Annotated in this window: 11 protein-coding genes; 7 read left to right on the top strand and 4 right to left on the bottom strand. The window is 71.2% G+C overall.

Features of this window, described 5'->3' with window-relative positions; genetic code table 11:
* Positions 1–28: 28 nt before the first annotated feature.
* The 6 genes from N8I84_RS38530 (at position 29) to N8I84_RS38505 (ending at position 7,480) form a co-directional block, all read left to right on the top strand.
* Positions 29–814, top strand: a complete 786-nt coding sequence (locus N8I84_RS38530; RefSeq protein WP_263234183.1) for a helix-turn-helix domain-containing protein — start codon at positions 29–31, stop codon at positions 812–814.
* Between the two features lie 567 nt (positions 815–1,381).
* Positions 1,382–1,594: a hypothetical protein gene (locus N8I84_RS38525; protein WP_263234182.1), complete on the top strand. Its 213-nt coding sequence runs from the start codon at positions 1,382–1,384 to the stop codon at positions 1,592–1,594.
* Positions 1,595–1,712: 118 nt separating this feature from the next.
* Entirely contained in the window at positions 1,713–2,456 is a 744-nt protein-coding gene (locus N8I84_RS38520) for an SDR family oxidoreductase (RefSeq protein ID WP_263235021.1), read from the top strand.
* A 332-nt stretch (positions 2,457–2,788) separates the two neighbouring features.
* Positions 2,789–3,646, top strand: coding sequence for an AAA family ATPase (locus tag N8I84_RS38515; protein WP_263235020.1), 858 nt, complete (start codon positions 2,789–2,791; stop codon positions 3,644–3,646).
* Positions 3,647–3,717: 71 nt separating this feature from the next.
* Positions 3,718–5,013 (top strand): VWA domain-containing protein, encoded by a 1,296-nt coding sequence (locus N8I84_RS38510; RefSeq protein WP_263235019.1) that lies wholly within the window; start codon positions 3,718–3,720, stop codon positions 5,011–5,013.
* 214 nt (positions 5,014–5,227) lie between these two features.
* On the top strand, positions 5,228–7,480 hold the full coding sequence (locus N8I84_RS38505) for an FUSC family protein (RefSeq protein WP_263234181.1): 2,253 nt from the start codon (positions 5,228–5,230) through the stop codon (positions 7,478–7,480).
* Positions 7,481–7,629: 149 nt separating this feature from the next.
* Here the strand turns inward: N8I84_RS38505 and N8I84_RS38500 are convergent, their stop codons facing one another.
* Both N8I84_RS38500 and N8I84_RS38495 read right to left on the bottom strand, forming a co-directional pair.
* Positions 7,630–8,508: an MBL fold metallo-hydrolase gene (locus tag N8I84_RS38500; protein ID WP_263234180.1), complete on the bottom strand. Its 879-nt coding sequence runs from the start codon at positions 8,506–8,508 to the stop codon at positions 7,630–7,632.
* A gap of 210 nt (positions 8,509–8,718) precedes the next feature.
* The gene (locus N8I84_RS38495; RefSeq protein ID WP_263234179.1) at positions 8,719–9,474 is read right to left on the bottom strand and encodes an AraC family transcriptional regulator; all 756 of its coding nucleotides are present in this window, start codon (positions 9,472–9,474) and stop codon (positions 8,719–8,721) included.
* A 54-nt stretch (positions 9,475–9,528) separates the two neighbouring features.
* On the opposite strand from N8I84_RS38495, the gene N8I84_RS38490 reads away from it, so the two are divergent.
* Positions 9,529–10,719, top strand: a complete 1,191-nt coding sequence (locus N8I84_RS38490) for an MFS transporter (protein WP_263234178.1) — start codon at positions 9,529–9,531, stop codon at positions 10,717–10,719.
* 42 nt (positions 10,720–10,761) lie between these two features.
* On the opposite strand, the gene N8I84_RS38485 is transcribed toward N8I84_RS38490, so the two are convergent.
* Positions 10,762–12,360 (bottom strand): glycerol-3-phosphate dehydrogenase/oxidase, encoded by a 1,599-nt coding sequence (locus N8I84_RS38485; protein WP_263234177.1) that lies wholly within the window; start codon positions 12,358–12,360, stop codon positions 10,762–10,764.
* On the bottom strand, positions 12,357–12,956 hold the full coding sequence (locus tag N8I84_RS38480; protein WP_263234176.1) for a TetR/AcrR family transcriptional regulator: 600 nt from the start codon (positions 12,954–12,956) through the stop codon (positions 12,357–12,359). The genes N8I84_RS38485 and N8I84_RS38480 overlap by 4 nt, the downstream gene beginning before the upstream one ends.
* Positions 12,957–13,036 lie beyond the last annotated feature (80 nt).

Raw genomic sequence — 13,036 nt, 5'->3', positions numbered from 1 at the left:
GCACCCCGGGAGGGTTACCCTCCCTTCCATGGCGAGTGACAACGTCCTGGGAGAGTTCCTCAAGGCCCGGCGGGGACGGGTCCCGCCCTCGCAGGCGGACCTGCCCGCCCCCGGCCGGCGCCGGGTCGCGGGGCTGCGCCGGGACGAGCTGGCCCGGCGGGCCGGTGTCAGCGAGCCGTACCTGACCCGGCTCGAGCAAGGTGTCGACCGGCACCCGTCGCCGCAGGTGCTGGAGGCGCTCGCGCGGGCGCTGGAGCTGGACGCCGACACGACGGCGCACCTGTTCGCGCTCGCCGCCCCGCATCCCGTAAGGCCTTCGGAGAGCGAGGTCACCCCGGACGTGCACCAGCTGCTCGACGCGTGGACGGGCAGTCCCGCGTACGTGCGCAATCGGCGCTTCGACGTCCTCGCCGCGAACAAGCTCGCCCGCGCGCTCGCCCCCATGTACGAGCCCGGGCACAACCTGGCCCGGGACATGTTCCTCGACCCGGGAGTTCGTCGACTGCTCCCGGACTGGCCGGAGATCGCCGCGCAGACCGCCGCGGCCCTGCGCGCCGAGGCCGACCCGCACGAGCCCAGAACCGCGCGCCTCGTCGCCGAGTTGGAGGCGGACGAGGACTTCCGCCGTCTGTGGGCGCGGCACGACGCGCGACCCTCGCGCGACGAGCTCAAGCGGTTCGTTCATCCGATCGTCGGCGAGCTCGCTCTGCGGCGGCAGGCCCTCACCGTCGGCGGCGCCGAGGAGCAAGTGATCATCGCCTACCAGGCGGCGCCGGGAAGCCCCTCCGAAGCCGCCCTCGCCCGGCTCTTCTGACGGACGCCGGCCCAGGCCGGAGGCACACGCCCCTTCCGGACAACGCGCCACGGAGCATCCTCGCGAGACGAGCAACCGGTGCGGTCTCAACGCGGGGGCGGGCGTGGAAGCCGGCACCGCACCCGGCGCCGGGCATCATGCAGAACGTCCCGGCCCTGCCGGGCCATCAGATGCGGAGCCGCCCGCACGAGGAGGATGATCAACAGGGCGGGCAGGAGCAGGACGAGCAGGATCACAGACCCTCCGGTTCGGCCGGTTCTTGGCACTTGATCGGGCCGTCCTCAGGATGCGGCCGAGTACCGGACCGTGCCTGTCGACGAGGGCCGTACGCAGCAGCAACGTCACCCGAAACCACCGGAAACCACCGGACAACGCACATCACAAGTGCGGGCCCGCGTGACGGTCCGTGCCGCCGGAGTCACGCATTGATGCCACACTCCTTGCCGCAACATAAACGGTCATAAAACTGCAAAAACGGGCGCAATCGGACGAGAAACGGTATAAACTGGACATCGTGCAGCGAAGACGCGCACCCGCCGCCGACAGCCTCGATGCCAGGAGAGCCGCATGATCGACGGAGCGGAAGCTCCCTGCCCCAACCCCCGCGCCGACGCCGTGTCCGCCCTCGGCTGCGAAGTGTGCAACGGCTGGGGCAGTGTGATCACCCACTGGGGCCGCCACGAACTGTGCTTCACCTGCCAGCCCCACGCAGACCGAGGGGACGACGAGACCAGCACCGCGTCCCAGGCCGCATGGCAGGGGCGATACCGGCGCCGATGACCAGCGGTGAAGCGGGTGACGGGGCCTCCGGACCCGGCGCGCCGCATGCCCGGATCGGCCGGTTTTTCCACAGGTCCGAGCCACGTCGGCGGACAAGGAAGGAATCGCCGTGCAGACCATGCGAATCGCCGTTGCCGGTGCGACCGGGAACATCGGGGCCCATACCGTGGCCGCCCTAAAACGGGCCGGACACGACGTCGTGCGCATCAGCCGCTCACTCGGTGTCGACCTGTCGACCGGCGAGGGCCTCGACGCCGCCCTCGTCGGCGTGGAGGCCCTCGTCGACACCACGAGCCACGACACGGCCGACCCGGACGAGGCGGTGGCGTACTTCGGCACCACCACGCGCAACCTGCTCGCCGCCGAGGAGCGGGCCGCCGTCCGTCACCACGTGCTGCTCTCGATCGACGGGCTGCACCGCGTAGAAGGCAACGCACACTACGCCGGCAAGCGGGAACAGGAGCGCCTCGTGACAGAGGGCCCGGTGCCGTGGACGATCGTCGCGGCTACTCAGTTCCACGACTTCGCCGCGACGCTGACGAACTGGACCGAGCAGCACGGCGTCGCCACCATCCCTCCGTTGCTGGTGCAGCCGATCGCCCCGGCGGACGTGGGCGAGGTCCTCGCCGAGATCGCCGTGGGGGTGCCGCAGGGACGGTACCGCGATGTCGCCGGCCCGGAGCCGCAGGATCTGGTGGACATGGCCAGGCGCACCCACGACGCGCGCGGCCACGCAGTGAAACTCGTGCCGACGTGGTCGTCGGTGCTCGGCGTGGAGATGGCCGGTGACGTCCTTCTGCCGAGCGAGGGCGCCCGCATCGCACCGACCACTTTCGACGAATGGCTCGGGCAGCAGCACTGACGCTGGCGCAGCAACAGTGAAGAACCGCGCGGCGGCCCTGCCGTCGGCGGGGACTTGCGCTCCGGCTGCCCCGGCTCTGACGGCCCGCCTGGCGCGGCCGGTCTGACGGCCTCCCGGCCCGCCGCCCCCGGTGGGCCCCGTACAGGTGGACGGGCCGGCAAGGGCAGGACACGTACCGTCACCGTGCGAACTGCTTCCGGTCGCCGTCCTCGCAGGTCGTACGCGAGGGGGTCGGCCGCCGGCAACGCATGCGTCCGTCACGGGTGACAATACGATGAGCAAGCGCTTAGATAGCGACGGACGTGTACCGCGCAAAGATGGAGGCTCCGTTGCTGTTCGCATCCGTCGACGAGGTCTCCGCGCGCCTCGCCGAGACCGGGTACCTGGCGTCGCCCGCGGTGGCCACGACGGTCTTCCTCGCCGACCGGCTCGGCAAGCCGCTGCTGGTGGAGGGTCCCGCCGGGGTCGGCAAGACCGAACTCGCCAAGGCCGTCGCACAGGTCGCCGGGGCGCGGCTGGTGCGGTTGCAGTGCTACGAAGGCATCGACGAGTCCCGGGCGTTGTATGAGTGGAACCACGCCAAACAGCTGCTGCGTATCAGCGCGGGCCGTGACGAGGCATGGGATGAGACGCGCACGGACATTTTCAGCGAGGAGTTCCTGCTGGCGCGTCCGCTGCTGACCGCCATCCGCGGGGACGAACCGAAGGTGCTGCTGATCGACGAGACGGACAAGGCGGACGTCGAGGTGGAGGGCCTGCTCCTGGAGGTGCTCAGCGACTTCCAGGTCACCGTCCCCGAACTGGGCACGATCACTGCGGCCAGGCGCCCCTTCGTGGTCCTCACCTCGAACGCGAGCCGCGAGCTGTCGGAGGCGCTGCGCCGCCGCTGCCTCTTCCTGCACATCGGCTTCCCGGACGAGGAGCTGGAGCGTCGCATCGTCCGGCTCAAGGTTCCTGGCACCGACGAGGCACTGGCCGAGTCCCTGGTGCGGGTGGTCAGGGCGCTGCGGGAGATGGACCTGCGCAAGGTTCCCTCGGTCGCCGAGACGATCGACTGGGCGCGCACCCTGCTCGCCCTCGGCGCCGGCACGCTCGAGGAGACCGTCGTGCGCGACACCCTCGGCGTGGTCCTCAAGCATCAAGAGGACGTCCTGAAGGCGGCGTCGAAGCTCGACCTGGATGCCGTGTGAGCGCCTCCGCACCGGCGACCGGTGTCGCCGAGCGGCTGACGGGGCTGGTCGGCGCACTGCGTTCGCACGGCATGGGGATCGGCACGGGCGAGACCCTGGATGCCGCGCGGGTGGTGGAAGTACTCGGCCTGACGGACCGCGCATTGCTGCGTGAGGGGCTGGCGGCCACGCTGCTGCACACCGAAGGCCAGCGGCGGGTGTTCGATGCCGTCTTCGACGTGTACTTCCCGGCTCGCGTCGGGGTCCACGCCACCGAAGCTCCAGCGGACCGGGAGGAACTGCGGAACCGGCTCGCGGAGGCGCTGGCCGCCGACGATCGCGGGATGATGGCGCAGTTGGCGGTCGAGGCGGTGGACGGCTTCGGCGGGTACGGATCATCGCCGGGGTCGGACGGCTGGTCGTCGTACCAGACGCTCGAGCGGCTCCGCCCGCAGACGCTGCTGGCGCGTGTCCGCGACGGCATCCGGGCTCAGGAAGCCGGGGCGGGGTTCACCGACCGGCTGCTCGAGGACGAGATCCGCAGGCGCATCCAAGTCTTCCGTGAACAGGTGGCCGCGGAGGCGCGGCGCCGTGTCGCCGAGCGGCGCGGCCGGGATGAGATCGCGCGTCGGGCCGTGGCCACCACGGCGGACCGGGTCGATTTCCTGTCCGCCGGGCGGGACCAACTCGCCGAGTTGCGCAGGGTCGTTCAGCCGCTCGCACGCAAACTGGCCACCCGGCTCGCCGCGCGCCGCAGGCGCGCCGCCCGCGGCACCATCGATCTGCGCCGCACCCTGCGCGGGTCGCTGTCGACGGGCGGTGTGCCGATACGGCCCGTGCTGCGTCGGCGCCGTCCCGTCCGGCCCGAGCTGGTGCTGCTGTGCGATGTCTCGGGCTCGGTGTCGGGGTTCTCGGACTTCACGATGCTGCTGGTGCAAGCACTGCATGACCAGTTCAGCAAGGTGCGGGTCTTCGCCTTCGTCAATCAGATCGACGAGGTGACCAGGATGCTGGTGCACGGCGCGGCCGATCCCGGCGCTCTGGGCACGCGGATCCGCTCGGAAGCGGCACTGACGGGCTGGCACGGCAGCAGCGACTACGGAGTCGCATTCGGCGAGTTCACCGAACGGTACGGCGACGCCGTGGGCTCGCGCACCACTGTTTTCGTCCTGGGCGATGCCCGTACCAACATGGCTGATCCGAATCTTCCGGCTGTACGGCACATCGCCGAACGAGCCCGCCGCGTCTACTGGCTGAACCCCGAGTCGCGCTCCCAGTGGGGCACGGGTGACTCGGCGGCACCGGCCTACGCCGAGGTCATCGAGATGTATGAATGCCGCAACGCGAGGCAGCTCAGCGCACTCATCGCCCGGCTGCTGCCGGTCTGACCAGACACCATCCCGTGCGGGGAGGAATGGCATAGCGCATGCCCATGCCACTGGTCCAGACCTCGCCGGGACCGCCGCAAAGGCGGAGTCGCGGTCGACGCTACGAGGGGTGAGTGCGGGACTGACCGCCGACCGCGGCCGGAACCGCGTCAGGTGCCTCCTGGTGGCATGCTGGGGAAGCAGATCATCCGGGAAGCGGGGAGAGTACGGCGGCGTGAAGGCAGCGGGACGGCCGGTCGCAGCACGGCTGCGGGATCGCATCACCGCGTCGGATCCCGGGCTGCTCAGACTCGCCGCCGGGTCGCGGACGGCGGGCGCGATCGCTCTCACCCTGGCCGTGCTCGCCGTGCTGCGCGCCCCTCTGCCGCATCTGGTGGCCGGCGCGATCGCCGCCATGGTGGCCACCTTCGCCATCCGTGAGAAGCAGCGCGGCCGACAGGCGATCACGCTCGCCCTGGGGCTTCCGGTGGCCCTGGTGTCCGTGTCCCTGGGGGCGCTGCTGAACACGCGCGTCGTGGCCGGGGACGTGTTCTTCGTCCTCCTGATCTTCTGCGCGGTCTACGGCCGCCGGTTCGGCGACCGGGGCACCGCGCTGGGACTGATCGGCTTCCAGGTGTACTTCCTGTCGTTGTTCGTGGGCGCCACGGTCTCGACGCTGCCGCGGCTGTACGGCGTCATCACCCTCGCGTTCGCGTGCAGTGCCTTCGTACGGTTCGTGGTCGTGTACGAGACGCCCGCGGGCATCCTGCAACGACTGCGCGAGGCCTTCCGCGTGCGCCTCGCCCAGCTCGTGTCGGCGCAGCTGGAGCTGTTGGACGCGGGTCCCGACGACGTGGACAAGGCTCTGGAGGAGGTTCGAGAGGGCACCGCACGGCTGCACGAGACGGCCATGATGATCCAGGGCCGGCTGGACGACGGGACATCCGACGAAGCCGTGGCACAGGTGCTGCAGCGCCGGATCGCGGACGCCGAGATCGCCGCCGAGCGGCTCGGGCTGCTGCTCCTGAACGCCCGCAGTGCCGAGCGGGCGGACACACTCACCCTGCACCTGCCCGGTGCTCACGTACCCTCGGGCGGCCATCTGCCGGTGCGGGACGAGGCGATCGACACGCTCCGCCGCGAACTACAGGCGCTCCGCCTGCTCCTGCTGCGGTCCGTCGGGCAGCGCGGCGGGACGGGAGTGGCCCATCTGCGCAACCGGCTGCTCGGCTACCGGGACGAGGAGAACCTGCCGTCGGCGTCGAGAGCCGTGCAGGACGTCTTCCGGGGCATCGGCGAGGCCGCGCGGGCGGTGCTGGGGCTCAGGGTCGCGCTGGAGGGAATGCAGGACGAGTCCGACGACACCCCCGCGACGACGCGCTCGAGGGAGGAGCTGGACGCCGAGAACGCCGCCATCGAGGGCGCCCAGGAGAGCGAGCGCGAGACACAGCAGGAGCCGAGGGGACTGCGGCGGCCCACCACGCGTGCCGCAGTACAGGTTTCCGTGGGCTCGGCCCTGGCCATCGTCGGTGGCGAGTTCCTCTCCAGCCATCGCTGGTACTGGGCCGTGCTGACCTGCTGGATCGTCTTCATGAACACCTCGTCGACGGGCGAGGTCCTGGTCAAGGGCTACCGCCGGCTGGTGGGCACCGTCCTCGGCGTCGTGGCCGGCATCGTCCTGGCGGGGCTGGTGGGGCACCACACGTGGACGGCGCTGGGGCTGGTGCTGCTGTGCGTCTTCGCGATGTTCTACACGGCCCCGCTGTCGTACACGCTGATGTCGTTCTTCGTGACCGCGGCGCTGGGTCTGCTGTACACGCTGCTGCACACCTACAGCCTGTCGGTGCTGGTACTGCGCGTGGAGGAGACGGCGCTCGGCGCGGCCTGCGGGATCGTCGCGGCGGCAATGGTGCTTCCGGTGGCCACGGACCGCCGCACGAACGAGCTGCTCGCCACCGTGCTGGAGCGGCTCGCCGACGTCACCGACGCCGCCGTCGACCAGCTCAGCGGCAGTCCCGGGGCAGGTCTGCTCGACAAGGCGCGCGACCTGGACGAGGCACTGGGCGACCTGCGGGCGGCCACGCAGCCGCTGACGCACCCGATCACACCGCTGCGGGCGCGGCGGAGCACGGCCCAGTACGTCGTCGCGGTCCTGGAGACATGTGCCTACCATGCGCGCTGCCTGGCCGCGACCGCCGAGCTCCTGGCCGCACATCCCTCGATCACGGCAGATCCGCGGCTGCGCCGGGCGTGCGACCGCATCACGGACAACATCGCGGCGATCAGCGCGCATGTGGCGGACCAGCACGCCACCGACGAGGTCGAGACCGGGCCGAGCATCGCCTCCCTGCTGGAGTCCGACACGGCCCGCACACCGCGGTACGGGCGGATCACCGACCGGGTGCTGCGGCATCTGCAGCGCCTGGACGAGGCGGTGGTCGGCCTGGCCCGTCCGCTGAGTGTGCCGGTGGCCGCCCGAAAGCCGTGACGGGCGGCGCCCTTCGGGACGGCGCCCCGAGGCTGCGGCGGCTTCCGACACCGGTGCCCACCGCGACAGGCGTCCGGCCGACGCCTGACCCTCAGGCCCCACCTGACGCCCGCCACCTGTGAGACGACAGGATGGGACTGCCCTGCTGTTCAGGCATTCGGGCACAGGACGAAGTCACGGAAGGCGCGTCGGACGGGATGGTCGCCCATCTCCGTGATCGCCGCGCGGATGTCATGCAGGTGACGGGTGGTCATCTGCAGCGGCGGCTCGTCGGGCTGGTAGGTGGTGCGGATCGGGTAGTCCACGCCCGGCTGCCGGGTCATCTCGATGTGGCAGCCGAGCACGTGGGTGACGGGGCGGCGGTCGGAGAAGTCGATGAGGCGGTCGATGGTGCGCGCGAAGGCTGCCCAGTCCTGGATGTAGAGCCGGCCCGGGTAGACCGTGTCACCGGTGAGCAGAAAACCGGTCCACCGGTCGTAGAACGTCACCGCCGCTTCATGATGGCCCGGCGTCGCCAGGCACTCAAGCACACGACCGCCCAGGTCGACCTCGGTCACGGCGTCGGAATCCTCGTCGAATCCGAAGTACGCCCAGGCGGTGGCCAGGTCCGCCCCCACCACCGTGGTCGCGGCACGGTCGGAGAACTGGTCGTCGCCCGCGATGTGGTCGCCGTGCGGGTGCGTGTGGAGGACCAGCAGGTGGTACCCGTCCCGCGGGTGTCGCGCGAGCCAGTGCGCGACGAGTTCGTCGACCGTCCGGCGCAGGGGGAAGAACTCAGCGGATGCGGTGGCACCGGTATCGATCAACACCGCCCGAGCGCGGCCGAAAAGCAGGAAGAGGAACGGCGCTTCATAGTTGATCGCCATGTTCTGCCGAAGAATGAACGTGTGCTCGTCGTACCTGTGGACCTGGATGTCCGGGTCGGTGTTGTGCTTGGCCGACGGGGAGCCATGGATCCATCGGACGTCGAGTGGACGCGACCGGGGGCCCTCTCCGGCGAATCCGTCCCAGTGCTCGTCTGTCTCCATGAGGACCCTCCGGTGTGTCGCCCTGGCACGCCGGACACGGCGCACATCTCGTTGAGGGGCGGGCACTGCGAACTCCGCGCGACGCTACCACGGCACCCAGGACGCGGCGCTCGGTCAGGTTGTCCAGCGCATACACGTGGGCCGCGCATGTGGTGCGCACCGGCACCCCGGTGCGCACCGTTGCGGACGACGACCCCGCCACGCGTACCGTCACTCAGCCGGCCGCCCGCCCGAGGCGCGTCCCGGGGTGTAGCCGAAGGCGCGGCGGAACACGTCGATGAACGCGCTCGCCGATGACCAGCCGCACCGGTGCGCCACGACCGTGACCGGCGTGTTCTCGGCGAGCAGGACCAAGGCGTGGGAGAGCCGCACCTGCGTACGCCACTGGGGGAACGTCATACCCAGGTCGGCCTTGAACAGGCGGGACAACGTCCGGTCGCTCGCACCGACCTGCCGGCCCAGGGCCGCCAGGGTGCGGTCGTCGGCAGGATCGGCGAGCAGGATCCCGCACAGCGCCTTGAGTTGCGGCGCCGTGGGCGTAGGCACATGCAGCGGCTGCTGGGGCGAGGCCCGCAACTGGTCCAGCAGGACGGCGATCAGCCGCCCGCGTTCGGGACTGTCGTCGCCCGCGTCCCGAGTGCAGGCGAGGATCAACTCCCGCAGCAGCGGCCCGACGCTCAGCACAGTCGGCTCATCCAGACCGAGCGGGTTGGTGTGCGCGGGCAGACCGACCAGGTGCAGTTCGAGATCTCCGTGGGCCTGGTGGGAGTGGACGGTGCCGGCCGGGACCCAGATGGCGCGGGTGGCCGGGGCGACCCACGAGCCCGCGTCGGTGGTGACGGCGACCACGCCCCGGCCCGCGTACACGATCTGATGGTCGTCGTGCCGGTGGGCGTCGATACCGGCGCCTGGAGCCAGCCACCGCGTGTCCGTCGGCGCCACCGGCACATGGCGGAATTTCCTCATCCCTTGGCAGATTATAGGAAGTGCGACAGCTGGTCGACGGACGACCATGACGCCATGCCAAGGAACAAGTCGCTCGTCCTGCTGTCGGTCGGACATGCCTGTGTCGACCTGTACCAGGGCGCCGTCGCGTCCCTCATCCCGTTCTTCGTCGCCGAGCGCTCCTACACCTATGCCGCGGCTTCGGGCATCGTGCTCGCCACGAGCCTGCTGTCCTCCGTCGCCCAGCCCGTCTTCGGTGCGCTCACCGACCGGCGCTCCATACCCTGTTTGCTTCCGGTCAGCACGGTCCTCGCCGGAATCGGTGTCGCCCTGAGCGGCATCGGCGGCTCGTACACGCTCACGTCGATGTTCATGGCGTTGTCCGGCATCGGGGTCGCCGCCTACCACCCGGAGTCGGCCCGTGTCGCTCGGCTGGCCGCCAAGGGGAGCCACAGTTCCATGGGCTGGTTCTCCCTCGGCGGCAACATCGGCTTCGCCTTCGCCCCTCTCCTGGTCGCCGTCGTGATCGCCACCGGCGGGCTGCGCTGGTCACCCTTGCTGATCGTGCCCGCCCTGGTCGGCAGCGTGCTGACGCTGCCGGTGCTGCGCGCCGTTGAGAAGGCGCCGCGCACAGGTTCCCGCACGGCGGCCGCGGCGGGGCGGGACCATTGGCCCTCGTTCGTGCGGCTTTCGCTCGCGGTGGTCTGCCGTTCGATCGCCTTCGTCGCCATGAGCACCTTCGTCGCCTTCCAGGTCCGGCAGCAGACGGGATGGGGTACGGCGGCGGGGACGGCCGCGCTGTTCGTGCTCTACCTCGGCGGCGCGGTCGGCACGATCCTCGGGAGCGAACTGGCCCATCGCTGGGACCGGGTCAGGGTGGTGAGCACGTCCTACCTGACCACGGTGGCCGCAGTCGCCGGCGTCGTGTTCGTCCCCGGCCCGGCCGTCTATCTGTTCGTGGCCCTGACCTCCATCGGCCTGTACGTGCCGTTCTCGCTTCAGGTCACGCTCGCCCAGGACTATCTGCCTACGCGTGTCGGTACGGCCGGCGGGATCACGCTCGGTCTCATGGTCGGTGTCGGCGGCCTCACCAGCCCCGTCATCGGCAGAATCGCCGACGCGACCTCGCTGCGCACGGCGCTGGCCCCCCTGATCCTGATGCCCGCCCTGAGCTGGCTGCTGTTTCGCACGCTGCCCGAACCGGAGGTGGACAAGCGCCTGCTGGGAGACCCCAGCGGGGACGCCACCGAGCCCAGCCGCGTCTGACCGCCCGCGTCTTCGCGGGCGGTCAGACGGGCTACCGGTCAGTCAGTCGCCGACCCCCGACTCGTCGAGTACTTCCCGTGCGGCTTCCAGCGCGGTGGCTCGGTCGTCGGGGACCAGCCCGATGCGGGTGCGACGGTCGAGGAGGTCGGCCGCGTCGAGTGCCCCTTCGTGGCGTACGGCCCACAGCAGCTCCGCGCGGGTCACCGGGTGCCCTTCCAGGACGGGCCGTGCGAGCCGGGGGTCGGCCGTGGCCAGCGCGTGGACGGCCGGCGCCTCGGTGCCGTAGCGGTTGATCAGGCGTCGCGGCGCGCGGAGGGCGCCGAGCGCCCGGGGCATTGCGGCACCGACCAGAGGGAGGGCGCTGGTCGGGGAGGCGCCGGCGGACAGGCCGTGGGCGGCGACAGCGGCGTCGACCGCGTCCTCGGCCATGCGCCGATACGTGGTCAGTTTGCCGCCCACCACGGTGACCACTCCCTCCGGCGAGGTGAGCACGGCGTGTCTGCGGGAGATGTCGGCGGTGCTCGGCGCCGCGCCCGGGTCCCCGCCCGGGGCGCTGTCCAGCAGCGGCCGCAGTCCCGCGAACGCGCCCACCACGTCGGCGCGGTGGACGGGGACGTCCAGTGCGGAGCCGAGGACGTCGAGCAGGAATCCGATGTCGGTCTCCGGCGCGTCGGGCACGTCCGGTACGTCGCCTTCCACGGGTTCGTCGGTGAGTCCGACGTAGACCCGGCCGTCGCCCTGCGGCAGGACGAGGACGAAGCGGTTGGTCTCCCCGGGGATCGGGATGTGCAGGCCGGCCGGCAGGAAGCCCAGGTGGTCCGCGCGCAGGACGAGGTGGGTGCCGCGCGAGGGCCGTATGCGGACCCCGTCCACCAGGCCGCCCGCCCACACCCCGGAGGCGTTGATCACCGCGCGGGCGCGGATCTCGCTTTCCTCACCGGTGAGTTCGTCCCGTATCCGGGCACCGGACGCGGTCAGTTCCAGTGCACGTACCCGGGTGAGGATTCGTGCGCCCCGCGCCGCCGCCGTACGCGCTATCGCGGTGACCAGGCGGGCGTCGTCGGTCACCCGGCCGTCCCAGGACAGCAGGCCGCCGCGAAGTCCGGCGCCGCGCAGCGCGGGAGCCAGGTGACGGGTTTCCGCAGCGGAGAGCCTGCGCGGTGCAGGCAGTGTGGCCCGCGCCGTGCGTGCCGCCAGACGCAGCGTGTCGCCGGCGCGGAACCCGGCCCAGGCCAGCGCCGCCTGGCCCCGGGAGACCAGCGGGGTCAGGGGCAGCACGAACGGCTGGGCCCGCACCAGGTGCGGAGCCGTGCGCTCCATCAGGAGGCCGCGTTCGAGGGCGCTCTCATGAGCGACGTCGAGCTGGCCGGAGGCGAGGTAACGCAGTCCGCCGTGGATGAGCTTGGAGCTCCAGCGGGAGGTGCCGAAGGCCAGGTCGTGGGCGTCGACGGCGGCGACCGTCAGTCCGCGGGCGGCGGCGTCCAGGGCGGCCCCGGCGCCGGTCGCCCCGAGGCCGACCACCAGGACGTCCACGGGCGCGCCGCCGACGGTCTCAGCCAGTTCGCGCAGGCGGCGGCCCGCGGTCAGGGACGAGCCGGCGACCGGTCGTTGCGAGGAGGCCGGACTGCTGCTGGAGCTCATGGTGTGAGGGTCCTCTCGAGGATGGTCCGCAGTTCTGCGGAGAAGGCCTCCGTGCTCAGCTCGGCGTCGTCCTCCTCGGTCATGGTGCGCAGCGACAGGGTGAAGGACTGAGCGACCAGGAGCAGGGACCTCGCCTGCCGTTCGGGGTGGCCGGGGCGTACCGACCCGTCCGCGTGCCCTTCGCGCAGGGCGTCGGCGAGCAGTTCCAGGAGGGCTTCCTGGCTCGCCCCGCGCCGGTCCAGGACGTAGGGGATGAGCAGTTCGGGATCGACGTCGACGATCTTTCGGAAGAGGGGGTGGCTCCGGAAGGCGTCCACGCCGTTGACGAGGCCGTCCACGATTCGCGTGCGCGTGGTCGTCCCCGGCCTCGGGTCGGGCATCGCGCCGGTGGCCGCCTGGATCCACTCTCGGGTCATCAAGTCGCCCACCAACGAGCGCACATCGGGCCAGCGGCGGTACAGCGTCATCCGGGAGACGCCCGCACGGCGCGCCACGTCGGTCAGGGTGGTACGCCGCACGCCGACGGCCAGGACGCAATCGCGGACCGCGTCGAGCACTGCATCGCCGTCCGAGGCGTTGTGACGAATAGGCGTCATGTGTCACAGTGTAACGCCCTCGGCGGTTCGGGTAAGCGGGACTCCTCCGCGACCGCACTGCCGCGATCGACGACTGACTC

Origin of the sequence: Streptomyces cynarae, from assembly GCF_025642135.1 — a bacterium.
Lineage (GTDB): Bacteria > Actinomycetota > Actinomycetes > Streptomycetales > Streptomycetaceae > Streptomyces > Streptomyces cynarae.
This window is presented reverse-complemented; position numbering and strand designations above follow the sequence as displayed.

Coding starts and splice junctions, on each gene's coding strand:
- N8I84_RS38530 (WP_263234183.1), top strand. CDS start 29: ATGGCGAGTGACAACGTCCTGGGAGAGTTCCTCAAGGCCCGGCGGGGA.
- N8I84_RS38525 (WP_263234182.1), top strand. CDS start 1,382: ATGATCGACGGAGCGGAAGCTCCCTGCCCCAACCCCCGCGCCGACGCC.
- N8I84_RS38520 (WP_263235021.1), top strand. CDS start 1,713: ATGCGAATCGCCGTTGCCGGTGCGACCGGGAACATCGGGGCCCATACC.
- N8I84_RS38510 (WP_263235019.1), top strand. CDS start 3,718: ATGGGGATCGGCACGGGCGAGACCCTGGATGCCGCGCGGGTGGTGGAA.
- N8I84_RS38500 (WP_263234180.1), bottom strand. CDS start 8,508: ATGGAGACAGACGAGCACTGGGACGGATTCGCCGGAGAGGGCCCCCGG.
- N8I84_RS38495 (WP_263234179.1), bottom strand. CDS start 9,474: ATGAGGAAATTCCGCCATGTGCCGGTGGCGCCGACGGACACGCGGTGG.
- N8I84_RS38490 (WP_263234178.1), top strand. CDS start 9,529: ATGCCAAGGAACAAGTCGCTCGTCCTGCTGTCGGTCGGACATGCCTGT.
- N8I84_RS38485 (WP_263234177.1), bottom strand. CDS start 12,360: ATGAGCTCCAGCAGCAGTCCGGCCTCCTCGCAACGACCGGTCGCCGGC.
- N8I84_RS38480 (WP_263234176.1), bottom strand. CDS start 12,956: ATGACGCCTATTCGTCACAACGCCTCGGACGGCGATGCAGTGCTCGAC.